25 protein-coding genes are annotated in these 25,119 nt (G+C 70.6%); 22 read left to right on the forward strand and 3 right to left on the reverse strand.

What is annotated here, in order from left to right:
* Positions 1-53: 53 nt before the first annotated feature.
* Complete coding sequence (locus BLV01_RS06645; RefSeq protein ID WP_091795659.1) at positions 54-629, reverse strand: Maf family protein; 576 nt, start codon at positions 627-629, stop codon at positions 54-56.
* A gap of 4 nt (positions 630-633) precedes the next feature.
* Complete coding sequence (locus BLV01_RS06650) at positions 634-990, reverse strand: hypothetical protein (protein ID WP_091795662.1); 357 nt, start codon at positions 988-990, stop codon at positions 634-636.
* Between the two features lie 139 nt (positions 991-1,129).
* Here BLV01_RS06650 and BLV01_RS06655 point away from each other — a divergent pair, with 139 nt between their 5' ends.
* From BLV01_RS06655 to BLV01_RS06715, 13 genes are all read left to right on the forward strand, one after another.
* A complete protein-coding gene (locus tag BLV01_RS06655; protein ID WP_091795665.1) occupies positions 1,130-1,654 on the forward strand; it encodes a YceD family protein in 525 nt (174 codons plus the stop codon).
* Between the two features lie 124 nt (positions 1,655-1,778).
* Complete coding sequence (gene rpmF / locus BLV01_RS06660; protein ID WP_057946979.1) at positions 1,779-1,973, forward strand: 50S ribosomal protein L32; 195 nt, start codon at positions 1,779-1,781, stop codon at positions 1,971-1,973.
* A gap of 262 nt (positions 1,974-2,235) precedes the next feature.
* Positions 2,236-3,216: a beta-ketoacyl-ACP synthase III gene (locus BLV01_RS06665; RefSeq protein WP_091795667.1), complete on the forward strand. Its 981-nt coding sequence runs from the start codon at positions 2,236-2,238 to the stop codon at positions 3,214-3,216.
* Between the two features lie 90 nt (positions 3,217-3,306).
* The gene (locus tag BLV01_RS06670; protein ID WP_091795670.1) at positions 3,307-4,110 is read left to right on the forward strand and encodes a BUD32 family EKC/KEOPS complex subunit; all 804 of its coding nucleotides are present in this window, start codon (positions 3,307-3,309) and stop codon (positions 4,108-4,110) included.
* Positions 4,111-4,460: 350 nt separating this feature from the next.
* Positions 4,461-5,402, forward strand: coding sequence for an ACP S-malonyltransferase (gene fabD / locus BLV01_RS06675; protein ID WP_091795674.1), 942 nt, complete (start codon positions 4,461-4,463; stop codon positions 5,400-5,402).
* A gap of 160 nt (positions 5,403-5,562) precedes the next feature.
* Positions 5,563-6,309 (forward strand): 3-oxoacyl-ACP reductase FabG, encoded by a 747-nt coding sequence (fabG, locus tag BLV01_RS06680; protein ID WP_091795677.1) that lies wholly within the window; start codon positions 5,563-5,565, stop codon positions 6,307-6,309.
* Between the two features lie 130 nt (positions 6,310-6,439).
* Positions 6,440-6,679, forward strand: a complete 240-nt coding sequence (gene acpP, locus BLV01_RS06685; protein WP_031373652.1) for an acyl carrier protein — start codon at positions 6,440-6,442, stop codon at positions 6,677-6,679.
* A gap of 317 nt (positions 6,680-6,996) precedes the next feature.
* Positions 6,997-8,250, forward strand: coding sequence for a beta-ketoacyl-ACP synthase II (gene fabF / locus BLV01_RS06690; protein WP_091795680.1), 1,254 nt, complete (start codon positions 6,997-6,999; stop codon positions 8,248-8,250).
* 119 nt (positions 8,251-8,369) lie between these two features.
* Positions 8,370-9,203: an aminodeoxychorismate lyase gene (gene pabC / locus BLV01_RS06695; RefSeq protein WP_091795683.1), complete on the forward strand. Its 834-nt coding sequence runs from the start codon at positions 8,370-8,372 to the stop codon at positions 9,201-9,203.
* A 66-nt stretch (positions 9,204-9,269) separates the two neighbouring features.
* Positions 9,270-10,421 (forward strand): endolytic transglycosylase MltG, encoded by a 1,152-nt coding sequence (gene mltG, locus BLV01_RS06700; RefSeq protein WP_254782530.1) that lies wholly within the window; start codon positions 9,270-9,272, stop codon positions 10,419-10,421.
* Entirely contained in the window at positions 10,418-11,068 is a 651-nt protein-coding gene (gene tmk, locus BLV01_RS06705; protein ID WP_091795686.1) for a dTMP kinase, read from the forward strand. Before mltG ends, tmk begins: the two co-directional genes overlap by 4 nt.
* Complete coding sequence (locus tag BLV01_RS06710; RefSeq protein ID WP_091795689.1) at positions 11,065-12,036, forward strand: DNA polymerase III subunit delta'; 972 nt, start codon at positions 11,065-11,067, stop codon at positions 12,034-12,036. Before tmk ends, BLV01_RS06710 begins: the two co-directional genes overlap by 4 nt.
* On the forward strand, positions 12,033-12,392 hold the full coding sequence (locus BLV01_RS06715; RefSeq protein ID WP_091795692.1) for a PilZ domain-containing protein: 360 nt from the start codon (positions 12,033-12,035) through the stop codon (positions 12,390-12,392). Before BLV01_RS06710 ends, BLV01_RS06715 begins: the two co-directional genes overlap by 4 nt.
* A 657-nt stretch (positions 12,393-13,049) precedes the next feature.
* Here the strand turns inward: BLV01_RS06715 and BLV01_RS06720 are convergent.
* A complete protein-coding gene (locus BLV01_RS06720) occupies positions 13,050-15,119 on the reverse strand; it encodes a 3-hydroxyacyl-CoA dehydrogenase NAD-binding domain-containing protein (protein WP_091795696.1) in 2,070 nt (689 codons plus the stop codon).
* Between the two features lie 268 nt (positions 15,120-15,387).
* On the opposite strand from BLV01_RS06720, the gene rpoE reads away from it, so the two are divergent.
* From rpoE to recO, 9 genes are all read left to right on the forward strand, one after another.
* Entirely contained in the window at positions 15,388-16,008 is a 621-nt protein-coding gene (gene rpoE / locus BLV01_RS06725) for an RNA polymerase sigma factor RpoE (protein ID WP_091795699.1), read from the forward strand.
* Entirely contained in the window at positions 16,008-16,994 is a 987-nt protein-coding gene (locus tag BLV01_RS06730) for a sigma-E factor negative regulatory protein (RefSeq protein ID WP_091795702.1), read from the forward strand. The genes rpoE and BLV01_RS06730 overlap by 1 nt, the downstream gene beginning before the upstream one ends.
* A 199-nt stretch (positions 16,995-17,193) precedes the next feature.
* Complete coding sequence (locus tag BLV01_RS06735) at positions 17,194-18,765, forward strand: Do family serine endopeptidase (RefSeq protein WP_091795921.1); 1,572 nt, start codon at positions 17,194-17,196, stop codon at positions 18,763-18,765.
* 280 nt (positions 18,766-19,045) lie between these two features.
* Positions 19,046-20,839, forward strand: a complete 1,794-nt coding sequence (gene lepA / locus BLV01_RS06740; protein ID WP_091795705.1) for a translation elongation factor 4 — start codon at positions 19,046-19,048, stop codon at positions 20,837-20,839.
* A gap of 175 nt (positions 20,840-21,014) precedes the next feature.
* A complete protein-coding gene (gene lepB / locus BLV01_RS06745; RefSeq protein WP_091795708.1) occupies positions 21,015-21,800 on the forward strand; it encodes a signal peptidase I in 786 nt (261 codons plus the stop codon).
* A 113-nt stretch (positions 21,801-21,913) separates the two neighbouring features.
* The gene (locus BLV01_RS06750; RefSeq protein ID WP_091795710.1) at positions 21,914-22,291 is read left to right on the forward strand and encodes a DUF4845 domain-containing protein; all 378 of its coding nucleotides are present in this window, start codon (positions 21,914-21,916) and stop codon (positions 22,289-22,291) included.
* Positions 22,284-22,946 (forward strand): ribonuclease III, encoded by a 663-nt coding sequence (gene rnc / locus BLV01_RS06755; protein WP_091795713.1) that lies wholly within the window; start codon positions 22,284-22,286, stop codon positions 22,944-22,946. The genes BLV01_RS06750 and rnc overlap by 8 nt, the downstream gene beginning before the upstream one ends.
* Positions 22,947-23,280: 334 nt before the next feature.
* Positions 23,281-24,174, forward strand: coding sequence for a GTPase Era (gene era, locus BLV01_RS06760; RefSeq protein WP_091795716.1), 894 nt, complete (start codon positions 23,281-23,283; stop codon positions 24,172-24,174).
* A gap of 146 nt (positions 24,175-24,320) precedes the next feature.
* Positions 24,321-25,070, forward strand: coding sequence for a DNA repair protein RecO (gene recO, locus BLV01_RS06765; RefSeq protein ID WP_091795720.1), 750 nt, complete (start codon positions 24,321-24,323; stop codon positions 25,068-25,070).
* The last annotated feature ends 49 nt before the right edge of the window (positions 25,071-25,119 follow it).

The following is a 25,119-nucleotide window of genomic DNA, read 5'->3' on the forward strand; positions in this document are numbered from 1 at the left end:
CGATGGTGTGGCTCGATGCTCGCCGCCGCGCGCTCGACGCGGCGGATCGCCGCTCAGGGCAGGGCGTAGCCCGCGCGCCGCAGCAGCCGCGCCGTGGCGATCAGCGGCAGGCCGACCAGCGCGGTCGGGTCGCGCGATTCGATCGCCTCGAACAAGGCGATGCCCAGGCCTTCGGACTTGAAGCTGCCGGCGCAGTCGAAGGGTTGCTCGGCATCGACGTAGCGCTCGATCTCGGCCATCGCCAATTCGCGAAAGCGCACCACGGTGACGTCGAGTTCGCTCGACGCCGCCTGGCCGTCGCGCAGCACGCACACGCCGGTGCAGAAGCGCACTTCGCGCCCGGACATCGCGCTGAGTTGCGCGATCGCCGCGGCGCGTCCGCCGGGCTTGCCGATCGGCCGGCCGTCGAATTCGCAGACCTGGTCGGAGCCGATCACCCACGCGTCGGGACGCTGCGCGGCGACCGCGGCGGCCTTGGCTTCGGCCAGGCGCCAGGCCAGCGCCGCCGGCGCTTCGCCGGGTTGCGGGGTCTCGTCGGTCTCGGGGCGGGCGACGTCGAACGCCAGGCGCAGGCGGCCGAGCAGTTCGCGGCGGTAGACGGAGGTGGAGGCGAGGATCAGCGGGGTCATGGGTTCAGTTCAGCCGGGCTTGTTCGATCTGCACCAGTTGTTGTTCGATCCGGCCGCGCGCGGCGTCGATCGAGGCGCGGACCTCGCCGAGCTGGTTCAGGCTGGCCTGGCGGCCGTGGTCGCGCAGCCACAGGCGCTGGCGCAGCATCTCGCGCATGGCCTCGCCGACCGGGTCGCGGCCCTCGTCGCCGGCCACCGCCGCGATCTCGGCGCGGGCGATGCGCAGGCGCTCTTCCAGGGCGTCGGCGGCGTCGAGCACCTCGCGCACCGCGCGCTGCCGGCGCAACGGGCGGTACAGCAGGGCGGCGGCCAAGGCGGCCAGGACGGTCGCGGTCAGGAAGATTAACAGGGCGATGGCCAAGGTCGGGCCCGTGGCATGGTTCGAGGCCCGGCAGTCTGCACGCGCGGGCCGGCCACGGGCAAATTCCTGGCCGGCCCGGGACTTGCGCCGTAGCGCGGGTTTGACACCGACCCGCGCCGTCTCTACCATTTCGCGGCTTATGTCAGCCGAAGTGCCATCTGGGCGGGTGCCCGAAGTTCTGGATGCCTGGCGCCTGGTGGCGGCACGGCGCGGTGTGGAAGGCCGTCTGCCGTTGTCGGCGTTGACGCGTCTGCAAGGCCTGCTGCTCGACGCCGAAGGCGAAGTCCGGTTCTCGCTGGACTTCGACACCGACGAGCTGCAGGTGCCCTACGCCGAGCTGAAGATCGACGCCGGACTGCCGCTGCTGTGCCAGCGCTCGCTGGAGCGGTTCGTGATGCCGGTCCGGATCGAGCAGCGCCTCGGCCTGATCCGCGACGAGGCCGACGAAGCGGCGTTGCCGGCCGGCTACGAGCCGCTGCTGATGCCCGAAGACGGCATGCTGCGGCCCACGGAGCTGGTCGAGGACGAGTTGATCCTGGCCGTCCCGGTGGTCCCGGTGGCGCCGGGCAGCGAGGCGGTCGAGCGCGACTTCTCGGCCACCCAGGTCGAGCTGGACGCCGCCAACCCGTTCGCCGCGCTGTCCTCGCTGAAGAAGAACAACTGACCCAAACCCGTTGGGTTGTTGCAAAATATCCAGTTCCACTCCGACCTGCAGGCATCCAGCGAGTCCTGCTAATCGGGCTTACGCTATCCACCTCAGGTTTCCACCGCTTTTCCGGAGCAAGACCATGGCCGTTCAGAAGTCCCGCGTCACCCCGTCCCGTCGCGGCCAGCGCCGTGCGCACGATGCGCTGTCCAGCAAGCAGCTGGCCACCGACCCGACCACCGGCGAGACCCACATCCGCCACCACGTCACCGCCGACGGCTACTACCGCGGCAAGAAGGTGATCGACACCAAGTCGCGCGTCGCCGACGAGGAGTAATCCTCCCGGTCCGCCGCGGCGCGCGCTGGAGTTGGCGCGCGTCGCCGCGATCTGGGCCGGCGGAGGATGCCCGAGGGCATCGCGTCGGCACCGGTCGGGCCGCCCCCGCGGCGGTCCCGCGCGACCACAGACCTGCGGCTTCCGCGGTTTCGTCTTCCGCCAGCTTTGTGCTGGCGGTCCTGTTTTCCGGTGGCCTGCGGGTGCGCGCGCGTTCGCGCCTTCGTCCCCGCGCAGGTCGCCCCGGCAACTCCGCGGAGCGGTGATGACAGATCGGATTTACGCCCGGATCGCGGGCACCGGCAGCTACCTGCCGGCTCAGGTGCTGACCAACGAGGATCTCGCCCAGCGGGTCGAGACCAGCGACGAATGGATCCGGACCCGTACCGGCATCCGCCAGCGCCACGTGGCCGCCGAAGGCGAGACCACGGTCGACCTGGCCTATCAGGCCTCGCTGCGCGCGCTCGAAGCCGCCGGCGTGCAGCCCGAGGAGATCGACCTGATCGTCCTGGGCACCACCACCCCGGACCTGATCTTCCCGTCCAGCGCCTGCCTGCTGCAGCACCGCCTGGGCGCCAACGGCTGCCCGGCCTTCGACGTCAACGCGGCCTGCTCGGGCTTCGTCTACGCGCTGACCGTGGCCGACAAGTTCATCCAGTCCGGCGCGGCCAAAACGGTGCTCGTGGTCGGCGCGGAAACCCTGACCCGCATGCTTGACTGGAGCGACCGCTCGACCTGCGTGCTGTTCGGCGACGGCGCCGGCGCGGTAGTGCTCAAGGCCGACAGCGAGACCGGCATCCTCAGCACCCACCTGCACGCCGACGGCGGCAAGAAGGAACTGCTGTGGAATCCGGTCGGCGTCTCGGCCGGGTTCAAGCCGGAAGAGCACAACGCCGGCGTGCGCGTGCTGATGACCGGCAACGAAGTGTTCAAGCACGCGGTCAAGGCGCTGGATTCGGTGGTCGAGGAGACCCTGGAAGCCAACGGCCTGGACCGCCACGAGATCGATTGGCTGATCCCGCACCAGGCCAACCTGCGCATCATCGAAGCCACGGCCAAGCGCCTGGACATGCCGATGGAGCGGGTGATCGTCACCGTCGACAAGCACGGCAACACCTCTTCGGGCTCGGTGCCGCTGGCGCTGGACGAAGCGGTGCGCTCGGGCAAGGTCCAGCGCGGCCAGCTTTTGCTGCTCGAGGCCTTCGGCGGCGGTTTCACCTGGGGTTCGGCGCTGCTGCGTTACTAATGCGTTGACAGGGGCGTCCGCTCCTGCGTGGAGCGGCGTCTTGCGTATCGGCTGGAAGCCAATGCGGCGCCATGCACAAGGACCTGCGTCATGGTGACCCGTCTGAACCTGCAAGGCCGCACGGCCTGGCTCAAATCCTATGGCGGCGGCAGCCGCCGCCTGCGCCTGCGCGCGCTCGAGCTGACCGCGCGCCGGCTCGGCGTGCCGTCGCTGCGGCCGCCGCCGCACCGGGTCGGCGCCGACGCGCGCCAGACCGAGCAGCGCCGCCTGCAGGAACTGGCCGCGGTCGACGTGCGCGTGCCGAGCATCCTCGGCGAAGGCGATACCTACCTGTTGCTGAGCGACATCGGCGAGACGCTGTCGGCGCGCCTGCGCCGCGCTGCGCCGCAAGAGGCTTATCGCCTCGTCACCGAAGCCGCGCGCACGCTGGCCCAGGTGCACGCGCGCGGCGGCTACATCGGCCAGCCGCTGGCGCGCAACCTCACCGTCGACGAACACGGCCGCATCGGCTTCATCGATTTCGAGGAAGACCCGGCCGAGGTCATGACCGTGCAGCAGGCGCAGATCCGCGACTGGCTGATCTTCGCCGCCGGCACCTCGCGCTATTTCCGCGATCCCGACCGCGAGCTCAGCGCGATCATCGCCGAGTCGCTGCGCGGCGGCGCCGAGGAAGTGCGCCGCGGCCTCGGCGACGCCGCCGACCGGCTCGGTTTCGTGCAATCGCTGAGCCGCTGGCTGGGCCGGCGCGCGCGCGGCCTCGGCGGCGCGGTGCAGGCCTTGCGTCGCGCGGCCTGGGTGTGGGCGCTGTGCGCGGTGTTGATCGGCCTGGGCGTGGACTTCGCCCCCGACCGCGATTTCGATTCGATCCGGCAGGTGGCCGAGTTCATCGACTGAGCGCGCGATGCGCGCATCGACACGAACGGCCGCGGGCGACCGCGGCCGTTCGCGCATCCGCGCTCATCGCGATGCCGGCGATTGTCCCTGCAGGCGTTGCGCGGGCTGCGACCGCGAAACGCCCCATACGACGCAAGCGATGTTGCGCAGTCGCGACCGCGTAGCTTCCGCAACCAGCGCTTTTTCATGCGAGCGTTTGAATGACCGCCCGTCGGCCGCGTCGAAACCGCCGATCCCCGCACAGCCGCTCGCGTCACTTTGCGACGCGCTGTGACGCCGTACCTTCGGGTACAGACGTTCGCCGCGGTTCGCCCGTATCATGCGCGCTCCCTATCGATACGGCAGTACGCGTGAGCGACCAGCGACTTTCTTTCGTGTTTCCGGGCCAGGGCTCGCAATCGCTGGGCATGCTGGCCGAGCTGTCGGAACTGCACGCGAGCATCCGCGAATCCTTCGTCGAGGCCAGCGACGGCGCCGGCGTCGACCTGTGGGCGCTGAGCCAGGGCGGCCCGGAAGAAATGCTCAACCGCACCGAATACACCCAGCCGGCGCTGCTCGCGGCCGGGGTGGCGGTGTGGCGGCTGTGGCAGGCCCGCGGCGGCGCGCAACCGGCGCTGCTGGCCGGGCACAGCCTCGGCGAATACACCGCGCTGGTCGCCGCCGGCGCGCTGTCGCTGCGCGACGGCGCGCACCTGGTGCGCCTGCGCGGCCAACTGATGCAGGAGGCCGCACCGGCCGGGGTCGGCGCCATGGCCGCCGTGCTCGGCGCCGAGGACGCCCTGGTCGAAGAAATCTGCCAGGCCGTGTCCGGCAGCGAGGTGGTGGTCCCGGCCAACTACAACTCGCCGGGCCAGATCGTGATCGGCGGCCACGCCGGCGCGGTCGACAAGGCCCTGACCCGGCTGGCCGAGGCCGGCGTACGCAAGGCGGTCAAGCTGGCCGTCAGCGTGCCCTCGCACACCCCGCTGATGCGCGAAGCCGCCAACCGCCTGGCCGAGGCCATGACCGGGCTGGAATGGCGCCTGCCGAGCCTGCCGGTGGTGCAGAACGTCGACGCCCAGGTCCATGCCAACGTCGAGGCGATCCGCGACGCCCTGGTCCGCCAGCTGTACCTGCCGGTGCAGTGGACCGGCTGCGTCCAGGCGCTGGCCGCCGCCGGCGTTCAGCGCGCCGCCGAGTGCGGGCCGGGCAAGGTCTTGACCGGCCTGGTCAAGCGCATCGACAAGTCCATCGACGGCCGCGCCATCGGTACCCCGGCGGAGTTCGAGACCGCCCTGGCCGAGTGGCGCTGAGCCCGCACGGCCGCACCTTTCGCGCCGCGCGCGCTACTCAACCGCCACGCCAGCCTGTAGGCTGGCCGCGCCCGGGCCGCGTGCCCGGCGGGCGGGATCGCAGGACGCGGCGGTTATCAGCAGCGGCGCAACCACGAGCCAGCACTACGGAGTGAGACATATGAGCACGACCCCGCTTTCGGGCGAAATCGCGCTGGTCACCGGCGCCAGCCGCGGCATCGGCGCGGCGATCGCCGACGAACTGGCCGCGCAGGGCGCGACCGTGATCGGCACCGCCACCACCGAATCCGGCGCGGCCGCCATCGGCGAGCGCCTGGCCGCGCACGGCGGCCACGGCCGGGTGCTGAACGTGGCCGACCCGGCCTCGGTCGAGTCCCTGCTCGACGCGGCGGCCAAGGAGATCGGCGCGATCTCGATCCTGGTCAACAACGCCGGCATCACCCGCGACAACCTGCTCATGCGGATGAAGGACGAGGACTGGCAGGCCATCCTCGACACCAACCTCACCAGCGTCTACCGCACCAGCAAGGCGGTGATGCGCTCGATGATGAAGGCGCGCCGCGGCCGCATCATCAACATCGCCTCGGTGGTCGGCGTGACCGGCAACCCGGGCCAGGCCAACTACGCCGCCGCCAAGGCCGGCGTGATCGCCTTCAGCAAATCGCTGGCGCGCGAGATCGGCAGCCGCGGGGTGACCGTGAACGTGGTCGCGCCCGGATTCATCGACACCGACATGACCCGCGACCTGCCGCAGGACGCGAAGACGGCCATGTTCGACCAGATCGCGCTGGGCCGCTTCGGCGAACCGGCCGACATCGCCCGCGCGGTGGCGTTCCTGGCCGGCCCCGGGGCCGGCTACATCACCGGCGAAACGCTGCACGTCAACGGCGGCATGTACATGCCGTAAGGCCTTGACGTAGGCTAGTAAGCGATTGAACCCAAAGGGGTTTCGCCGACGCCGGGCGCCGGTCTCGCGAAACATCCCGATTCCATTAGACTATCCCATCGAAAAACCCCTCACGGGAGGAGCAGCATCCATGAGCAGCATCGAAGAACGCGTCAAGAAGATCGTGGTCGAACAGCTGGGCGTCAAGGAAGAAGAGGTCACCAACAACGCTTCGTTCGTCGACGACCTCGGCGCGGATTCGCTCGACACGGTCGAGCTGGTGATGGCGCTCGAGGAAGAGTTCGAGTGCGAGATCCCGGACGAAGAGGCCGAGAAGATCACCTCGGTGCAGCAGGCGATCGATTACGTCAAGGCGCACGTCAAGTCGTAATCCGCCGCGACGGGCCCGCGCACGAGCGTTCGCGCGCGGCGTCCGACGGCATGCGTTGCGGCGACCATCGCACGACCATCGCAATGGATCGATGAGCAACCCACCGGGGCCGCAATGCGGCCCCGTGCTTTTCCGGCCGGTCGATACGCCGGCGTAGCGTTGGGCGGCGTACGGTCGCCGCGGCGCGCGGCGCCCGCGGCCGGGTCGCGACGGACCGATCCGGTCCGATCGCGTCCTACCCGCCACGAGCAAGACCGATCCGCTTCGAACAAGACCGATCTGTTTCAAACAAGATTGCTCCCAAGAGGTAAGGCTGAATGTCCAACCGTTCCTTCAACCGCCGCGTGGTCGTCACCGGCCTCGGCCTCGTTTCTCCGCTCGGCAACGACGTCGCCAGCAGCTGGGACGGCATCGTCAACGGCCGCTGCGGCATCGGTCCGATCACCCATTTCGATCCCGCCGCGTTCACCACCCGCATCGCCGGCGAAGTGCGCGACTTCGACATCACCCGCTACGGGGTGAGCACGAAGGACGCGAAGAAGATGGACGAGTTCATCCACTACGGCGTCGCCGCCTCGCTGATGGCGCTGCAGGACGCGGGCATCGTCGTCGACGACTCCAACGCCGAGCGCATCGGCGCGCTGGTCGGCTCGGGCATCGGCGGCCTGCTCGGCATCGAGGAGCAGACCATCAAGTACCACGAGGGCGGCCCGCGCAAGATCTCGCCGTTCTACGTGCCCAGCACCATCATCAATATGCTGCCGGGGCAGATCTCGCTGATCACCGGCGCCAAGGGCCCGAATTTCTCCGCGGTCTCGGCCTGCGCCACCTCCAACCATTCCATCGGCGTGGCGATGCGCATGATCCAGTACGGCGACGCCGACGTGATGGTCGCCGGCGGCGCCGAGCGCGGCTCCTCGCCGACCTCGGTCGGCGGCTTCTGCTCGATGAAGGCGATGTCGACCCGCAACGACGACCCGGCCCGCGCCTCGCGGCCGTGGGACAAGGACCGCGACGGCTTCGTCCTCGGCGACGGCGCCGGCATCCTGATCCTGGAAGAGTACGAACGCGCCAAGGCGCGCGGCGCGCGCATCTATTGCGAGCTGGCCGGCTTCGGCGCCAGCTCCGACGCGTTCCACATGACCGCGCCGAGCGAGAACGGCGAGGGCCCGGCGCGCTGCATGGTCGCCGCGTTCAAGGACGCCGGGATCAATCCCGACCAGGTCGAGTACCTCAACGCGCACGGCACCTCGACCCCGCTCGGCGACCTCGCCGAGACCCTGGCGATGAAGCGCGCGCTGGGCGACCACGCCTACAAGATGATGGTCAGCTCGACCAAGTCGATGACCGGGCACCTGCTCGGCGCGGCCGGCGGCGCCGAGGCGATCTTCTCGGTGCTGGCGCTGCACCACGGCATCATCCCGCCGACCATCAACCTCGACCAACCGGGCGAGGGCTGCGATCTGGACTACGTGCCGAACGTGGCGCGCGAGAAGAAGATCGACGTGGCCGTGTCGAACGGGTTCGGCTTCGGCGGGACCAACGGGACGCTGGTGTTCAAGCGGGTCTGACCGGTTTTGTGGGTCGCAACGAACCCGCGGGGCTGCGGCTCCGCGGGTTTTTTGTTTTTGCGTCGCGCAGGCGACGGCGGGGCCGCGCGGCGTCCGGCGCGCCCGCGTACGATGCCGGCATGGCTCCCGACCCGCTTCCCGAAGCCCGTTATTTCCACGGCGACCGACGCCTCCCGGCGCTGCCGCCGTTCGACCGCGGCCAGGCCTACGGCGACGCCCTGTTCGAGACCCTGCGCGCGCACGGCGGCGAACTGCCGTGGTGGGACGCGCACTGGGCGCGCCTGAGCGGCGGCGCGCGGCGCCTGGGCCTGGCGCTGCCCGATCCGCGGCAGATGCGCGCCGAGGCGGTCGAGCTGCTCGACGGCGCCGACGCGGTGCTCAAGCTGATCCTCAGCCGCGGCGCCGGCGGCCGCGGCTACGCGCCGCCGGCGCAGGCGGCGCCGGTGTGGACCCTCTCGCGCCACCCGCTGCCGCCGTCGCCGCGCCCCGGCGGCCTGCGCCTGCGCTGGTGCGAACTGCGCCTGGCCGAGCAGCCGGCGCTGGCCGGGCTCAAGCACTGCAATCGGCTGGAGCAGGTGCTGGCGCGGGCGGAATGGGACGATCCGGATATCGACGAGGGCCTGCTGCGCAACGCCGCGGGCGAGGCGGTCTGCGCCACCGCCGCCAACGTATTCGTCCTGCACGGGCGGCAGTGGACCACCCCGCCGGTGGACCGCTGCGGCGTGGCCGGCGTGTGCCGGCAGCGCCTGATCGAACTGGGCGAAGCGCGGGTCGCGGCGGTGGCGGCCGACGAACTGCAACGCGCCGATGCCATTTTCCTGTGCAACGCCGTGCGCGGTATCCTGCCGGTGGCGCGGCTCGGCGAGCGGCAGTGGGCGCCGCATCCGGCCGTGGCCGGGCTGCGGCGCCGGCTCGGCGACGCGCATCCCGCCTTCGTCCCCGGCGACGACTGAGCCGCCGCATCCGCGGCGGCCGGTCCGCGGCGGCGCGGCGGGCCCGGATCGTTCAGTGGAGGTTGCGTGGCGGCAAAGGAAAAGAAGGGCAAGCGCGGCTGCGGTTGCCTGATCGTGATCGTCTTGTTGCTGGCGGCGCTGGCCGCGGGCGGCGGGTGGGCGTGGCAGCGCTACCTCGGCTTCGCCGACGCGCCGCTGCGCGGGCTGCAGCCGGACCAGAGCCTGCTGGTCGAGCGCGGCGACTCGCTGCCGACGGTGGTGCGCAAGCTGCGCGCGTCCGGGGTGACGGTCGGCGAGGAACTGGAATGGCGCTTGCTGGCCAAGCAGCTCGGCGCGGCCGGGCGGCTGCAGGTCGGCGAGTACGCGCTGGCGCCGGGCACCAGCCCGCGCGCGCTGCTGATGGCGATGCGCGACGGCAAGGTCGTCAGCCACCGCTTCGTCATCGTCGACGGCTGGAACGTGCGCGACCTGCGCACGGCGCTGGCGCGCGCCGACAAGCTCAAGCAGCAGGCCGCGCAGCTCGACGACGCGGCGCTGATGAAGGCGCTGGGCAAGGGCGGGCAGCACCCGGAAGGCCGCTTCCTGCCGGAAACCTATTTCTACACCGGCGGCGACAGCGACCTGGACGTGCTCAAGCGCGCGGCCGCGGCGATGGACAAGGCGCTGGCGGCGTCGTGGTCCGGGCGCGACAAGGACAGCGTGCTCAAGACCCCGTACGAGCTGCTGACGATGGCCTCGATCGTGGAGAAGGAAACCGGCGTGCCGGCCGAGCGCGCGCAGATCGCCGGGCTGTTCGAACGCCGGCTCAAGCTGGGCATGCGCCTGGAGACCGACCCGACCGTGATCTACGGCATCGGCTCGGCGTACGACGGCAACATCCGCAAGCGCGACCTGCAGACCGACACGCCGTACAACACCTACACCCGCGCCGGCCTGCCGCCGACGCCGATCGCGATGCCGGGGCTGGCCGCGCTCAAGGCCGCGGCCAATCCGGCGCCCGGCGATGCGCTGTTCTTCGTCGCCGCCGGCGACGGCAGCGGCCGCAGCCTGTTCGCCGCGACCTACGCCCAGCACCAGGCCAACGTGCGCCTGTACCTGCAGCGCTATCGCCAGAACCAGGGCCGCGGGCAGCCGGAAGAGGGCAAGGCGCTGCTGGAGGAAGCGGCCGAAGCCCCGCCCGCGTCCGCGCCGCCCGCGCCGCCGGGAGCGAGCCGATGAGCCTGCGCACCTGGCCGCGGCTGGTCACCCTGGAAGGCGGCGAAGGCGCCGGCAAGTCGACCGTGCTGGCGGCGCTGCGCGGCGCGTTCGAAGCCGCCGGCATCCAGGCCGTCTACACCCGCGAGCCCGGCGGCACGCCGTTGGCCGAGCAGATCCGCGGGCTCATGCTCGACACCCAGCACGAGCCGGCCACCGACGAGACCGAACTGCTGCTGGCCTTCGCCGCGCGCGCCCAGCACGTGCGCGCGACCGTGCTGCCGGCGCTGCAGCGCGGCGCCTGGGTGGTCAGCGACCGCTTCACCGACGCCAGCTACGCCTACCAGGGCGCCGGCCGCGGCGGCGATGCGGACTTCATCGCCGAACTGGAGCGGCGCGTGGTCGGCATCCGCCCGGCCTTGACGCTGCTGCTGGACGTGCCGGTCGACGTCGGCCTGGCGCGCATGCGCGGGCGCGGCGCCGCCGACCGCATCGAAAGCGAGCGCAACGAGTTCTTCGAACGCGTGCGCCAGGGCTATCGCGACCGCGCCGCGGCCGAGCCGGCGCGTTTCGAAGTGATCGACGCCGCCCAGCCCGCCGACGCGGTCGCCGCGCAGGCGGTGGCGCGGCTGCGCGCGCTGATCGCCGCCACCGCCGAGGACGCCGCATGAGCGCCGCCTTCGCGCCGTGGCAACGGCGCATCTACGACCAGGCCCAGGCCTCCATCGCCGCCGGCCGGCTCGGCCACGGGCTGCTGTTCTGCGGCCCGGCCGAACTGGGCAAGCGCGCGGTCGCGCAGCGCTTGGCGCAAGGCCTGCTGTGCCGCGAACCGGTCGCCGACGGCGGGCCGTGCGGCCACTGCCGCAGCTGCCTGCTGTTGGCCGCGGGCACCCATCCGGATTACCAGCTCGTCAGCTTCGTGCCGAACAAGGAAGGCACCAAGCTGCGCAGCGAAATCGTGATCGAACAAATCCGCAACCTGTCCGAGCGGCTGTCGTTGACGCCGCAGTACGGCGGCGCGCAGATCGCGATCATCGATCCGGCCGACGCGATCAACACCGCCGCGTGCAACGCCTTGCTCAAGACTCTGGAAGAGCCGGTGCCGGGCCGCTACCTGTGGCTGGTGAGTTCGCATCCGGCGCGCCTGCCGGCGACCATCCGCAGCCGCTGCCAGCGCCTGGAATTCCGCCTGCCGCCGCAGGACGAGGCGCTGGCCTGGCTCAAGGCCCAGGGCCACGCCGATGCGGCCGCGCGCGAGGCCTTCGATGCGGCGCGCGGCCATCCCGGATTGGCGCACGAATGGCTGACCGGCGACGGCCTCAAGCTGCGCCGCGAAGTCGCCGCCGACCTGGCCAAGCTCGGCCGCGGCGAGACTTCCGCGCCCGAAGTCGCGCAGCGTTGGGTCGGCGACGAGCACGCGGTATTGCGTCTGCGACATGCGTCGGACATCGCGCTCGCCGAAGCCAGCGCCGGCTTGACCGACCCGGCGCGCGCGCGCAGTCTTGCGTCCTGGTTCGACCGGGCCAACCGAACCCGCGATCTGCTGCGGACCACGGTCCGCGCCGATCTGGCGGTCACCGAATTGTTGATGGCCTGGCGCAGCGACGAAGCGCGCCGCGCCGGGGGAGGAAGGGCATGAACGCACCAGCGGGCGCAGCGCGGCAGGGCATCTTGTCGCTGACGATCAAGGACAAGGCGGCGCTGTACAGCGCCTACATGCCGTTCCTGAAATACGGCGGCATCTTCGTCGCCACGCCCAAGCGTTATTTCCTCGGCGACGAGGTGTTCTTGCTGTTGACCCTGCCCGAATCGGGCGAGCGCATGCCGGTGGCGGGCAAGGTGGTCTGGGTGACGCCGACCGGCGCGCAGGGGCACCGCACCGCGGGCATCGGCGTGCAGTTCGCCGAGACGGCGGAGGGCGATGCGGTCAAGGGCAAGATCGAGGCGTTGCTGGCGGGGACCTTGAGCGCGGAGCGGCCGACGCACACGATGTGATCGTTCGCCGCGCTGTGCGGCGGTATCGGCCCTTGGGGTTTTCGGGGCTTTCTCTGTTGCGGGATTCTCGGCGTGGAAGTCGGGGGGCGCCGCTGCCGCAGGGGCCTTGGACGGTTGCGCTTGCGACTGTAGGAGCGGCGCGAGCCGCGACCGCGACAACGCAACTACGACGAGACTTTCGCAATCGCCGCGATGGCGCGGTCGCGGCTTGCGCCGCTCCTACAGGGGGCGTGCCGCGGGAAGGTCAACCTTTGTCGCGGTGGCGCGTGACGACAAGCGAACATCCAAAGCGTCCGTCCGCAAGCGGCCGGGTCACTTTCTTTGTCCAAAGCCACAAAGAAAGTAACCAAAGAAAAGGCATTGCTGTTTCGAATCAAGAGCCACCAGGTCCAGCACCGGGCGCGGGGCCGCGCCATAAGGGGCATCCTGCCCCATGGCGCGCGTGCGCATCCATGCGCACGCCCTGCGGGGCTGCGGGGCGTGGGCCTCGGTCGAGGTTGCGTCCAGGCCAAGAGCAAAGTGCAACGGCAACGGCTAAACGGATTCCGGCTTTCGCCGGAATGACGGTGGCGGTTGGGATGCGGTCGCGTCGTTGGTCGGAATCGGCGCAAAGAAAAAGCCGCGCGGGGCGCGGCTTTTTCGTGGGGCTCGTTGCGCTTACGGGCGCAGCGCCGGCGAGTCCCAGCCGGGGCGGGGGGCGAAGCGCTCGCCGTAGCGCGCCTGCAGCTGCTTGAGCCGGGTCAGCACGTTGTCCACGCCGGTTTCGCGCACGTACTGGATCGGGCCGCCGCGGAACGGGGCGAAGCCGGTGCCGAAGATCACGCCGGCGTCGAGCAGGTCGCCGTCGGCGACCACGCCGTCGTGCAGGCAGGCCACCGCTTCGTTGACCATCGGCAGGATCAGGCGGTCCTCCAGGTCGGCCGGGGCCTTGTAGTCCTTCGCCAGTTCGGGCTTCTGCGCGCGGCCGTTCTCCCACTTGTACAGGCCTTGCCCGTCCTTCTTGCCGCGCTTGCCGGGCTCCACGCCGGCCAGCGCCGCGGGTACGGTCAGGCCGAGGAACGGCGCCAGTTCCGCGCCGACGCCGGCGGCCACGTCCAGGCCGACGGTGTCGATCAGTTCGATCGGCCCCATCGGCATGCCGAACTTCACCGCCGCCTTGTCGATCGCCGCGCCCGGGATGCCCTCGGCGAACGCGGTGCCGGCTTCGAGCATGTACGGGAACAGCACCCGGTTGACCAGGAAGCCGGGCGTGCCGGCGACCGGCACCGGCAGCTTGTCGAGCGCGCGGCAGAACGCGGCCAGGCGCTGCTCGGTCTCTGGCGCCATGCGGTCGTGGCGGATGATCTCCACCAGCGGCATCAGCGCGACCGGGTTGAAGTAGTGCAGGCCGGCGAACTGGGCCGGGCGGCGGATGTGTTCGCGCAGTTCGTCGAGCGGGATCGACGAGGTGTTGGTGGTCAGCAGTGCGTCGGGCTTGAGCTGCGGTTCGACCGCGTCGTACAGCTCGCGCTTGGCCTCGGGCTTTTCGATGATCGCCTCGATCACCAGGTCGGCGTCCTTGACCCCGTCGCCGGCGAGGTCGCCCTTGAGCCGCGCCGCCACCGCCGGACGCTTGGCCTCGTCCTTGACCTTCTTGGCGAACAGCGCCTGCGCGCGCTCCAGCGCGCCGTCGATGAAGCGCTGCTCGCGGTCGCTGAGCGTGACCTCGAAGCCCTTGTAGGCCGACCACGCGGCGATGTCGCCGCCCATCACGCCGGCGCCGACCACGTGCACGTGCTTGATCTTGTGGTCCTTGCCGCCCTGGCCCTTGAGCCGTTCCTGCAGGAAGAACACCCGGATCAGGTTGCGCGCGGTCGGCGTGCCCGACAGCTTGACCACCGACTTGCGCTCGGCCGCGAGCAGCGCCTGTACGCCGCCGCTGGCGCGCTCCCAGGTCGAGATCAGCGCGTACGGCGCGGGGTAGTGGTCCTTCTTGGCCTTGCGCGCGACCTGCTTGACCAGCATCGGCGCGAGGATCTTGCGCGCGAGCCAGGTGTTGCTGGCCCAGGCGGTGAAGCGCTGCTTGAACGGACGCTGCGCGCCGCGCAGGGCCAGCGCGGCGGCGGTGTCGACCAGCACCGCCGGCTCGGCGGTCTTGTCGACCAGGCCGATCGCGCGCGCGGCCGAGCCCGACAGGCTTCGGCCGGTCAGCATCATGTCGAACGCGGCCGGCGCGCCGACCAGGCGCGGCAGGCGCACGCTGCCGCCCCAGCCGGGGTAGATGCCCAGCTTCACTTCCGGCAGGCCGATGCGGGTCGACGGGTCGGTGCTGGCGACGCGGTAGCGGCAGGCCAGCGAGATCTCGGTGCCGCCGCCCATGCAGAAGCCATGGATCGCCGCGACCGTGGGGCAGGGCAGTTCGGCCAGGCGCTGGAACACCTGCTGGCCGCGGCGGATCGCATCGCCGACCGTGCCCTTCTCGTCGAAGGTCTGGAATTCCTTGATGTCGGCGCCGGCGATGAAGCCGGTGGCCTTCGCCGAGCGCAGCACCAGGCCCTTGGGCGGGTCCAGGGCGAGGCGCTCGAGCAGGCTGTCGAGTTCGATCAGCACCTCCTGGGCGAAGGTGTTGACCGGCGAGCCCGCGCGATCGAAGGACAGCACCAGGACCCCGTCCTCGCGCAGTTCGGTATGCCAGTGGCGGGCGCGGAGCCCGTCAAACGCGGGGAGGCCGTCGAGGGCTGCAGTCATGCCGCACCATCCGTTCAGGTATGGAATAGGCCGCTATCATCCCGATCTGGTTCGGCTGCCGTCAAATCGGTAGCGCCGGCGCCCCGGCCCGGGACCGTCCGGCGGGCCTTTCAGCCGGCGTGCGGGCGGGCAGGGCGCCGGGTGTGTGACACTTGGCGGTTGCGAGCGGTCGCCGGCGGCCCCATTACTGCGACGATTGAACTTTTGCCCCGACAGGGTTGTCCCATTGCTCGGCCATGTGCCGAGCCGACAGGAGTGCCGGCGCGGTATGGCCGATAACGAGTTGTTGGACCAGGAGCTGGTCAGGCGTGTCCAGCGCGGCGACAGCACGGCCTTCGATGCGTTGGTGCGCAAGTACCAGCATCGGATCACCGCGCTGATCGGGCGCTACATCCCCGACTGGAGCGAATGCCAGGACGTGGCCCAGGAAACCTTCATCCGCGCCTACCGCGCGATGGCGAATTTCCGCGGCGACGCCCAGTTCTATACGTGGTTGCACCGCATCGCCGTGAATACCGCCAAAAACTACCTCGTCGCGCAGAACCGTCGCCCGCCGACCGACGACATCGACGCCGGCGACGCCGAGCAGTTCGAGACCGGCGTGCGCCTGCGCGATACCGACACCCCCGAACACGAACTGCTGCGGCAGGAGATCGAACGCACGGTGATGCGCGTGGTCGAATCCCTGCCGGAGGAATTGAGATCGGCGATCACCCTGCGCGAGGTGGACGGCCTGAGCTACGAAGAGATCGCGCAGAAGATGAATTGTCCGATCGGCACCGTGCGTTCGCGCATATTCCGCGCCCGCGAGGCGATCGATACGGAACTTCGGCCCCTTCTGGACAATCAAGACCAGGGTACTCACCGCACCAGGGAGCGCGCTCACTGATGACTTCCACCATTCACCCAGGCGACGACAACGAGGCGCTGAGCGCGCTGTTCGACGGCGAGCTCGACGGCGATGCCGCGCGCTTCGCCTTCAAGCGGCTCGGCCACGACGCGCAATGGCGCGAGGCCTGCGGCCGCTGGCAGCTGTGCGGCGACGTGCTGCGCCGCCGCGCCCACGGCGCGGCCGAGCCGGCGCCGGGCTTCGCCGCGTCCGGCTTCGCCGAGCGCGTCGCCGCGGCTATCGCCGCCGATGCGGCGCTGCAGGCCAGCCAGGCCGCCGCCGCGCCGCCGGCGCAAACCCAATTGAAGCCGCGCAAGGCCGCCGGCTCGCGCCGCGGCTGGATCGGCGGCGCGGCCCTGGCCGCGTCGGTCGCGGTGGCGGCGCTGTTCGTGGCGCGGCCGTTCTCCGACGACGCCGCCAGCGGCGTGGCCGATCCGGCCCAGGTCGCCGCGCAGGCCGCGCCGGGCGCCGCTGCGGCCGCGCCGGTCGCCCCGGCCGTGCCGCAACCGGTTCCGGCGCAGGCGCCGCAAGCGCTCGCCGCGCAGGTGCCGGCGGCCGCCGAGACCGGGCTGACCTCGGCCGACGCGTCCGGCATCGCCGCCGGTGCCGCGGTGGCCGTGGCCGAACTTCCGCGCCGCCTCAACGAACGCCGTTCGCGCGGGCAGAGCCAGCGCGCCGCGGTGCGCGCGTCCGAGCGCCAGGTTCAGGAGGCGCCGTTGCAGGTCGCCGCCGGCGCCGCGCCGATGGCCGCCGTCGCCGATGCCGGCCACGCCAACCCGTTCCGGCCGCAGCAGAGCGAAACCCCGGCGGCGCGGCCCTGGCCGCGCGCGGCGTTGCCGAACTACCCGAGCAACAGCGCCTACAGCGCCAGCTACGGCGGTTCGGCCTTGGTGTCGCCTTCGTTCTACCCGTTCGAGCCGGCGCAGGACGCGTCCGCCGCGCGAACCCGGCCGCCGGTCCAGGAACCGCAGCCGCAGCAGCCGTAGGCTGTTCGATATCGCCGGCCGATCGATGCGGGCCCGCCCGCATCGCGCCGGTCGGGTCCGCGCCGACGACGATGGCCGGACCCTCCCTGAAATCCCTCCCGCCTGCGCGGCCCGCCCGCGCAACGGGGTCGGTTTGCCGCGGTTTTGCCGCCAATCGCCCCTCACCATGGACAACCCCAGCCGTACCGAGGCCGCCGTCATGACCCTGCCGATCCACGTTCCGACCACGACTCCTTCCGCACGCCGCCGGCCGCTCCAGTCGCTCGCCTTGGTCGGCGCGATCTTCGCCGCGCTGCCGGTGGCCTGCACCGCGCAACCGCCGACCACGCCGATCGCGCCGCCGCCGTCGGCGACGCCGTCCGCGCCGATCGTCGCCGGCCTGCCGGACTTCACCGCGCTGGTGCAGCGGGTGGGGCCGGCGGTGGTCAACATCAGCGCCGAGATCACGCCCAAGCGCCAGGCGCGCTCGCGCAACCAGATGCCCGACGAGGACCAGATTCCCGAATTCTTCCGCCGCTTCTTCGGCCCCGATTTCCCCGGCCCGGGCGGCCAGGGGCCGGGCAACCAGGGCCCGCGCCAGCCGCGCGGCGGCGGGCGCTCGATCGGCAGCGGCTTCCTGATCTCGCAGGACGGCTATGTGCTGACCAACCACCACGTGGTCGACGGCGCCGACAACGTCACCGTCAAGCTGACCGACCGGCGCGAGTTCAAGGCCAAGGTGATCGGCAGCGACGAGCAGTCCGACGTCGCCCTGCTCAAGATCGACGCCAAGGGCCTGCCGTTCCTGCGCAGCGCCAACGCCGGGCTGACCAAGGCCGGCCAGTGGGTAGTGGCGATCGGCTCGCCGTTCGGCCTGGACCATTCGGTCACCGCCGGCATCGTCAGCGCGGTCGGCCGCGCCAATCCCTACGCCGACCAGCGCTACGTGCCCTTCATCCAGACCGACGTGGCGATCAACCAGGGCAACTCCGGCGGCCCGCTGCTCAACACCTCGGGCGAGGTGGTCGGCATCAATTCGCAGATCTTCTCCAACTCCGGCGGCTACATGGGCGTGAGCTTCGCCATCCCGATCGACGTGGCGATGAACTCGGCCGAGCAACTGCGGGCCAAGGGCAAGGTCAGCCGCGGCCAGTTGGGCGTGGTGGTGCAGGCGATGACCATCGACGGCGCCAGGAGCCTGGGCCTGCCCGACGCCAACGGCGCGCTGATCTCGCAGGTGGTCCCCGGCGGCCCGGCCGAGAAGGCCGGCCTGCAGGCCGGCGATGTGATCCGCACCGTCAACGGCACCCAGGTGCGCGAATCCAGCGACCTGCCGCCGTTGATCGGCAACATGGCGCCGGGCTCCAAGGCGCGGCTGGGCGTGTTCCGCGACGGCAAGACGGTCGAGCTCGACGCGGCGGTCAACGAACTCGACGCGAGCATGGCCGGCGGCGCGGCCGGGGCGGGCCCGGCCGACCGCGACGATGCCTCGGCGCCGAGCGTCAAGGGCAATCCGCTCAACCTGGTCGTCCAGGACGTCGACCAGGCCGCGCGCCAGCGCCTGGGCCTGAAGGCGGGCGAGGGCGTGCTGGTGCGCGATCCGGGCGATGCCGGCGACGCCGGCGTGCGTCCGGGCGATGTGGTGCTCTCGGTCGGCCGCACCGCGGTCGCCAACGCGGCGGCGCTGAACCGGGCGCTGGCCGGGGTGCGTCCGGGCCAGACCGTGATGCTGCTGGTCCGGCGCGGCGCCCAGACCCAGTTCATCGCGGTCCAGGCCGCCGAAACGAAGTGAGCCGCGCCGGCGTCGCGGCCGCGCGGACCCGCATCGGCGGGTCCGGCGCGGCCGGCGGCGCCGGGGCCGGTCCGACGCCCGCCGCATCGCGGCGGGCGTCTTCGCATCCGCCGTCCGGGTTTGCCCGGGCGGGCGGACGCGGCGATCCGTGAACGCGGACGCCCGTCGCCGGACGCGGATCGCCGCCGGGCCGCCAACTCGCGCCGGAGGCTGTGCGATAATGTCCCGTTAATTTTCCTGTCCGCTCAACCTGGAGCCGGCGAATTTCGCGTCGCCCTGCATGCACCTGATCAGAAACTTCTCCATCATCGCCCACGTCGACCACGGCAAGTCGACGCTCGCCGACCGCATCATCCAACTGTGCGGAGGCCTCGAAGCGCGCGAGATGGAAGCGCAGGTGCTCGATTCCAATCCGATCGAGCGCGAACGCGGCATCACCATCAAGGCGCAGTCCGTCTCCTTGCCGTACAAGGCCAAGGACGGCAACACCTACCAGCTCAACTTCATCGACACCCCCGGCCACGTCGACTTCAGCTACGAAGTCAGCCGCTCGCTGGCCGCCTGCGAGGGCGCGCTGCTGGTGGTCGACGCCGCCCAGGGCGTGGAAGCGCAGTCGGTGGCCAACTGCTACACCGCGGTCGAGCAAGGCCTGGAAGTGGTGCCGGTGCTCAACAAGATCGACCTGCCCACCGCCGACGTGGATCGCGCCAAGGCCGAGATCGAAGCGGTGATCGGCATCGACGCCGAGGACGCGGTGGCGATCAGCGCCAAGACCGGCCTCAACGTCGAACTGGTGCTGGAGGCGATCGTCCACCGCATCCCGCCGCCGAAGCCGCGCGGCACCGACAAGCTGCAGGCGCTGATCATCGACTCGTGGTTCGACAACTACCTCGGCGTGGTCTCGCTGGTGCGGGTCATGCAAGGCGAGATCAAGCCGGGCAGCAAGATCCTGGTGATGTCGACCGGGCGCACCCACCAGGTCGACAAGGTCGGCGTGTTCACCCCCAAGCGCAAGGAACTGCCCAAGCTGGGCGCCGGCGAAGTGGGCTGGATCACCGCTTCGATCAAGGACGTCCACGGCGCGCCGGTCGGCGACACCCTGACCCTGGCCGGCGATCCGGCGCCGGGTCCGCTGCCGGGCTTCCAGGAGATGCAGCCGCGCGTGTTCGCCGGCCTGTTTCCGGTCGACGCCGAAGACTACCCGGCGCTGCGCGAAGCGCTCGAAAAACTGCGCCTCAACGACGCCGCGCTGCGCTTCGAGCCGGAAAGCTCCGAGGCGATGGGCTTCGGCTTCCGCTGCGGCTTCCTCGGCATGCTGCACATGGAGATCGTGCAGGAGCGGCTGGAGCGCGAGTACGACCTCAACCTGATTTCCACCGCGCCGACGGTGATCTACGAAGTGCTCAAGACCGACGGCACCGTGATCCCGATGGACAACCCGGCCAAGCTGCCGCCGGTGAACATGGTCGAGGAAATCCGCGAGCCGGTGATCCGCGCCAACATCCTCACCCCGCCGGACTACATCGGCAACGTGATCAAGCTGTGCGAGGAAAAGCGCGGCCTGCAGATCGGCATCACCTACATGGCCAGCCAGGTGCAGATCAGCTACGAGCTGCCGATGGCCGAGGTGGTGCTGGACTTCTTCGACAAGCTCAAGTCGGTCAGCCGCGGCTACGCCTCGCTGGACTACCACTTCCTGCGTTTCCAGGAGGGCCCGTTCGTGCGCGTGGACACGCTGATCAACGGCGACAAGGTCGATGCGCTGTCGATCATCGTCCACCGCAGCCACGCCGACCGGCGCGGCCGCGAGCTGTGCGAGAAGATGAAGGACCTGATCCCGCGGCAGATGTTCGACGTCGCCATCCAGGCCGCGATCGGCTCGCAAATCATCGCCCGCAGCACGGTCAAGGCGATGCGCAAGAACGTTTTGGCCAAGTGCTATGGTGGCGACATCAGCCGCAAGAAGAAGCTCCTCGAGAAGCAAAAAGAGGGCAAGAAGCGGATGAAGCAGGTCGGCCGGGTCGAGATCCCGCAGGAAGCCTTCCTCGCGGTGCTTTCGACCGACAGCAAGTAATTCGGACGGGAATAGGGAAAGGGAATCGGGAATCGTCGCGAGGTTCGGATGATCCGGGTTTTCCGAGGTTTTCGTCTTCAACCACTAGCGGGAAGCGGTAAGGGCGTGAGGAAAGCGGGGGCGGCTCCGGCCGATTCCCGGTTCCCCATTCCCGGCTCCCACCAAAGGAACAAGCATGCGTTGGTTCGAAATCGCCCTGGTCTCGCTGACCCTGTTCACCGGCGTGGTGTGGCTGCTCGACAAGCTGGTGCTGGCCAAGCGCCGCGCCGCGCGCGAGGGGCTGCTCGACGACGGCAAGGAGCCGGTGGTCGTCGATTATTCCAAGGCGTTCTTCCCGGTGCTGTTCGTGGTGCTGATCCTGCGCAGCTTCGTCGCCGAGCCGTTCCGGATTCCGTCGAACTCGATGATGCCGACCCTGCTGACCGGCGACTTCATCCTGGTCAACAAGTTCACCTACGGCCTGCGTCTGCCGATCAGCAACCAGAAGGTGCTGCCGATGGGCGAGCCGTCGCGCGGCGACGTGGTCGTGTTCCGTCCGCCGCACCATCCCGAGCAGGACTGGATCAAGCGCATCATCGGCCTGCCAGGCGACAAGATCAGCTATCGCGACGGCCGCCTGACCGTGAACGGCGAGCCGGTGCCCTACACCCCGGTCGGCACCTACCAGGGCCGCGGCAACGGCACCGAAATGACCGGCGCGCAGGAGTTGAGCGAGCAGATCGGCAACCACGTGCACCGCATCCTGCTGCGCACCGAGTCGCCGCTGCTGGACCAGGGCGAAGGCGACTGGGTCGTGCCGAAGGGCGAATATTTTGTGATGGGCGACAATCGCGACAACAGCGAGGACAGCCGATACTGGGGCTTCCTGCCGGAGCAGAACCTGCGCGGCCGGGCGTTCCTGATCTGGATGAACTTCGACGAAGGCGTGGATTTTTCCCGGATCGGTAATAGCATTCCTTGACGGCCGGGGCCGTCGCGGCGGGGGTTCGCGACGGCGGGGCTGGGCGGTACGGAGCGGCGTGCCCTGGATGGCAAGCACGATCGGCAATCGGGATCCAATGGGGATACAGGCTCATGAAGCGTAATCAGCGCGGCATCACACTGCTCGGTTTCATCATCACGCTGGGGGTGGTGGGCGTCTTCGCCTACGTCGGCATGAAGCTGGTGCCGATGTACACCGACTACTACTCGGTCAAGCGATCCCTCGCCGACCTGGCCAAGGAGCCCGGCGCCGGCCAGATGGACGCGGCCAAGGCCCGCGACCTGTTCTTCCGGCGCATGGACATGAGCTACGTGGACAGCGTCAAGCAGGAGCATTTCAAGGTCCAGCGCAACGACCGCGGCCTGGAAATCACCGTCGCCTACGAGGTGCGCCGGCCGCTGATCGCCAATCTCGACGTCGTCGGCCACTTCGAAGCCAAGCAAGCGCTGACCAGTAAAGAAGGTGACTGATCCGATCTCCCATCGCTTCGCCAACCCGGCCCTGCTGGAGCAAGCGCTGACCCACCGCAGCGCCGGGGCGCCGCACAACGAGCGCCTGGAGTTCCTCGGCGACGCGTTGGTGAACCTGATGGTGGCCGAGGCGCTGTACCAGCGCTGGCCGCAGGCCGACGAGGGCGCGCTGACCCGCGCCCGGGCCGAACTGGTGCGCGAATCGGCGTTGGCGCCGATCGCGCGCGCGCTGGAACTGGGCGCGCGGCTGACCCTGGGCCCGGGCGAAATGAAATCCGGCGGCCACCGCCGCGACTCGATCCTCGCCGATGCGCTGGAAGCGGTGGTCGGGGCGATCTACCTCGACGCCGGCTTCGAGGCCTGCCGCACTACGGTGCTGCCGTGGTTCGTGCCGGCGATGGAAGCCCTGCCGCCGGCGCACAAGGTCGGCAAGGACGCCAAGACCCGGCTGCAGGAATGGCTGCAGGGCCGGCAGAAACCGCTGCCGCTGTATGCGCTGCTGTCGGAAAGCGGCGAAGACCACGCCAAGACCTTCCGGGTCAGCTGCACCGTCGGCCAGCCGCCGCTGAGCGCCGAAGGCGAGGCCGGGTCGCGCCGCGCCGCCGAGCAGCTCGCCGCCGAAGAGGTCCTGCGCTTGCTCAAGGCCGACGATTGAGGCGGGAACTCGGAAGTGTTCGATGCTGGAGGCCCGCTTTTGGCGGGCCTCGTCGTTTGCGCGGCCGGGTGGATGGCTGCGGGCTGCCCGCGCCGTCGGGCCTGCCCGGGCGAGGCGTCCCCCGCTTGCCGTCATCCGCGCGAAGGCGGGGATGCAGAGACTTCAGCGCCATGCCTGGGTGGAGCCCTGGATCCCCGCCTTCGCGGAGATGACGGCAGGCGGGAGCGCGGCGGGTCCGGCACTGCCCGATGCCCGACCCGCAATCCCAATCCCCAATCCCCAATCCCCAATCCCCGGATTTGCCGTCCCCGCCGCTCAAGCGGACAATTCCCCCATGACTTCCACTCCGCACCGCGCCGGCTACGTCGCCGTCATCGGCCGACCCAACGTCGGCAAATCCACCCTGACCAACGCCCTCGTCGGCGCCAAGGTCAGCATCGTCTCGCCGCGTCCGCAGACCACGCGCCACCGCCTGCTCGGCATCGCCACCTTCCCCGAAGGCCAGGTGCTGCTGGTCGACACCCCCGGCATCCACCGCGAACAGAAGCGGGCGATGAACCGGATGATGAACCGGGCCGCGCGCGGCTCGCTGGAGGGCGTCGACGCCGCCGTGCTGGTCGTGCGCGCCGGCCAGTGGGACGACGAGGACACGCTCGCCTATGACGCCCTGCGCGGCGCCGGCCTGCCGGTGGTGCTGGTGGTCAACCAGGTCGACCGCATCGCCGACAAGACCAAGCTGCTGCCGTACCTGGCCCAGATCACCGAAGGCCGCGAATTCGCCGGCGTGCACCCGATCTCCGCGCTCAAGCGCAGCGGCCTGGAAGCGCTGGTCAAGACCGTGCTGGCGCTGCTGCCCGAGCAGGGCCCGCTGTACGGCGAGGACGAGATCACCGACAAGAGCCAGCGCTTCCTCGCCGGCGAGATGGTGCGCGAACAGCTCATGCGCCAGCTCGGCGAGGAACTGCCGTACGCGACCACGGTCGAGATCGAGCGCTTCGAAGTCGACGGCGCGATGCTGCGCATCGGCGCGGTGATCTGGGTCGAGCGCGACGGCCAGAAGGCCATCGTCATCGGCAAGGCCGGCACCCGCCTGCGCGAGATCGGCGCCAAGGCGCGCGTGCAGATGGAGCGCCTGTTCGGCGCCAAGGTGTTCCTGGAAACCTGGGTGCGGGTGCGCGAGGGCTGGTCGGACGACGAGGCCGCGCTGCGCCAGCTGGGATACGAGTGAGGCCGGGAGCGGGGCGGTAACGCAAAGAGGGGAAGGGCGGTGGCGTAGCTGCCGGGTTTGCGCAAGGCCCTGCCCACCCGCCGCACGCCCGCCCCGTCGCCGCGTCCTCATCGTTGCCCATTCCTCATTCCCCGCCCTCGAGCGCCATGCGCCTCACCGCAGAACCCGCCTACATCCTCCACGTGCGCCCCTGGCGCGAGACCAGCGTGCTGGTGGAAGCGTTGAGCGAGCAGCACGGCCGCATCGGACTGGTCGCGCGCGGAGTGCAGGGGCCGAAGAAACAGGTGCTGCGCGCGGCGTTGCAGCCATTCCAGCACGTGCGCCTGGAGGCGCTGCTGCGCGGCGAACTGGCGCGGCTGGCGACGGCCGAAGCGATCGACGCCGCGCCGCGCCTGCACGGCGACGCCGCGCTGGCCGGGTTCTACGTCAACGAACTTCTGCTGCGGCTGGTGCCGCGCGGCGACCCGTTCGCGGAGCTGTACGAACTCTACGGCCGCACCCGCGCGCGCCTGGACGGCCCGCACCTGGCCTGGACCCTGCGCCGCTTCGAGCGCGACCTGCTCGACGCGCTCGGCTCGGGCCTGGACTGGAGCGCGGACGCCGACGGCGCGCCGATCGACCCGGCCGCGCGCTACCGCCTCGACCCGGAGCAGGGCGCGCGCCGCCTGCTCAGCGACCGCGGCCACGGCGAACGCAGCGCCGCGGCGACCGGGCGCGCGCTGCTGGCCCTGGCCGAGGACCGCCTGCCCGACGCCAGCGACCTGCCGGGCCTGCGCCACGCCTTGCGCTCGGTGCTGGTCCACCACCTCGGCCCGCGCGGCCTGAAATCCTGGGAAATGATGGCCGACCTGGCGCGCGTATCGCGCCCCGCCGCGGCGCGCGACGACAATCCCTGAGCAATCGGCGCCGTGTGCAGCGTCGCACCGCACGCCGGCTAACACCGCC

The organism is Lysobacter sp. yr284, from assembly GCF_900107375.1.
Taxonomy (GTDB): domain Bacteria; phylum Pseudomonadota; class Gammaproteobacteria; order Xanthomonadales; family Xanthomonadaceae; genus Lysobacter.

Excerpts from the sequence above, each read along its gene's own strand:
- tmk (WP_091795686.1), top strand. The coding sequence starts at position 10,418 with ATGAGCCTGCGCACCTGGCCGCGGCTGGTCACCCTGGAAGGCGGCGAA.
- BLV01_RS06720 (WP_091795696.1), bottom strand. The coding sequence starts at position 15,119 with ATGACTGCAGCCCTCGACGGCCTCCCCGCGTTTGACGGGCTCCGCGCC.
- acpP (WP_031373652.1), top strand. The coding sequence starts at position 6,440 with ATGAGCAGCATCGAAGAACGCGTCAAGAAGATCGTGGTCGAACAGCTG.
- fabF (WP_091795680.1), top strand. The coding sequence starts at position 6,997 with ATGTCCAACCGTTCCTTCAACCGCCGCGTGGTCGTCACCGGCCTCGGC.
- fabG (WP_091795677.1), top strand. The coding sequence starts at position 5,563 with ATGAGCACGACCCCGCTTTCGGGCGAAATCGCGCTGGTCACCGGCGCC.
- BLV01_RS06730 (WP_091795702.1), top strand. The coding sequence starts at position 16,008 with ATGACTTCCACCATTCACCCAGGCGACGACAACGAGGCGCTGAGCGCG.
- BLV01_RS06645 (WP_091795659.1), bottom strand. The coding sequence starts at position 629 with ATGACCCCGCTGATCCTCGCCTCCACCTCCGTCTACCGCCGCGAACTG.
- lepA (WP_091795705.1), top strand. The coding sequence starts at position 19,046 with ATGCACCTGATCAGAAACTTCTCCATCATCGCCCACGTCGACCACGGC.
- BLV01_RS06655 (WP_091795665.1), top strand. The coding sequence starts at position 1,130 with ATGTCAGCCGAAGTGCCATCTGGGCGGGTGCCCGAAGTTCTGGATGCC.
- BLV01_RS06710 (WP_091795689.1), top strand. The coding sequence starts at position 11,065 with ATGAGCGCCGCCTTCGCGCCGTGGCAACGGCGCATCTACGACCAGGCC.
- rpoE (WP_091795699.1), top strand. The coding sequence starts at position 15,388 with ATGGCCGATAACGAGTTGTTGGACCAGGAGCTGGTCAGGCGTGTCCAG.
- BLV01_RS06665 (WP_091795667.1), top strand. The coding sequence starts at position 2,236 with ATGACAGATCGGATTTACGCCCGGATCGCGGGCACCGGCAGCTACCTG.
- pabC (WP_091795683.1), top strand. The coding sequence starts at position 8,370 with ATGGCTCCCGACCCGCTTCCCGAAGCCCGTTATTTCCACGGCGACCGA.
- BLV01_RS06750 (WP_091795710.1), top strand. The coding sequence starts at position 21,914 with ATGAAGCGTAATCAGCGCGGCATCACACTGCTCGGTTTCATCATCACG.
- BLV01_RS06715 (WP_091795692.1), top strand. The coding sequence starts at position 12,033 with ATGAACGCACCAGCGGGCGCAGCGCGGCAGGGCATCTTGTCGCTGACG.
- BLV01_RS06735 (WP_091795921.1), top strand. The coding sequence starts at position 17,194 with ATGACCCTGCCGATCCACGTTCCGACCACGACTCCTTCCGCACGCCGC.
- lepB (WP_091795708.1), top strand. The coding sequence starts at position 21,015 with ATGCGTTGGTTCGAAATCGCCCTGGTCTCGCTGACCCTGTTCACCGGC.
- recO (WP_091795720.1), top strand. The coding sequence starts at position 24,321 with ATGCGCCTCACCGCAGAACCCGCCTACATCCTCCACGTGCGCCCCTGG.
- BLV01_RS06670 (WP_091795670.1), top strand. The coding sequence starts at position 3,307 with ATGGTGACCCGTCTGAACCTGCAAGGCCGCACGGCCTGGCTCAAATCC.
- era (WP_091795716.1), top strand. The coding sequence starts at position 23,281 with ATGACTTCCACTCCGCACCGCGCCGGCTACGTCGCCGTCATCGGCCGA.
- rpmF (WP_057946979.1), top strand. The coding sequence starts at position 1,779 with ATGGCCGTTCAGAAGTCCCGCGTCACCCCGTCCCGTCGCGGCCAGCGC.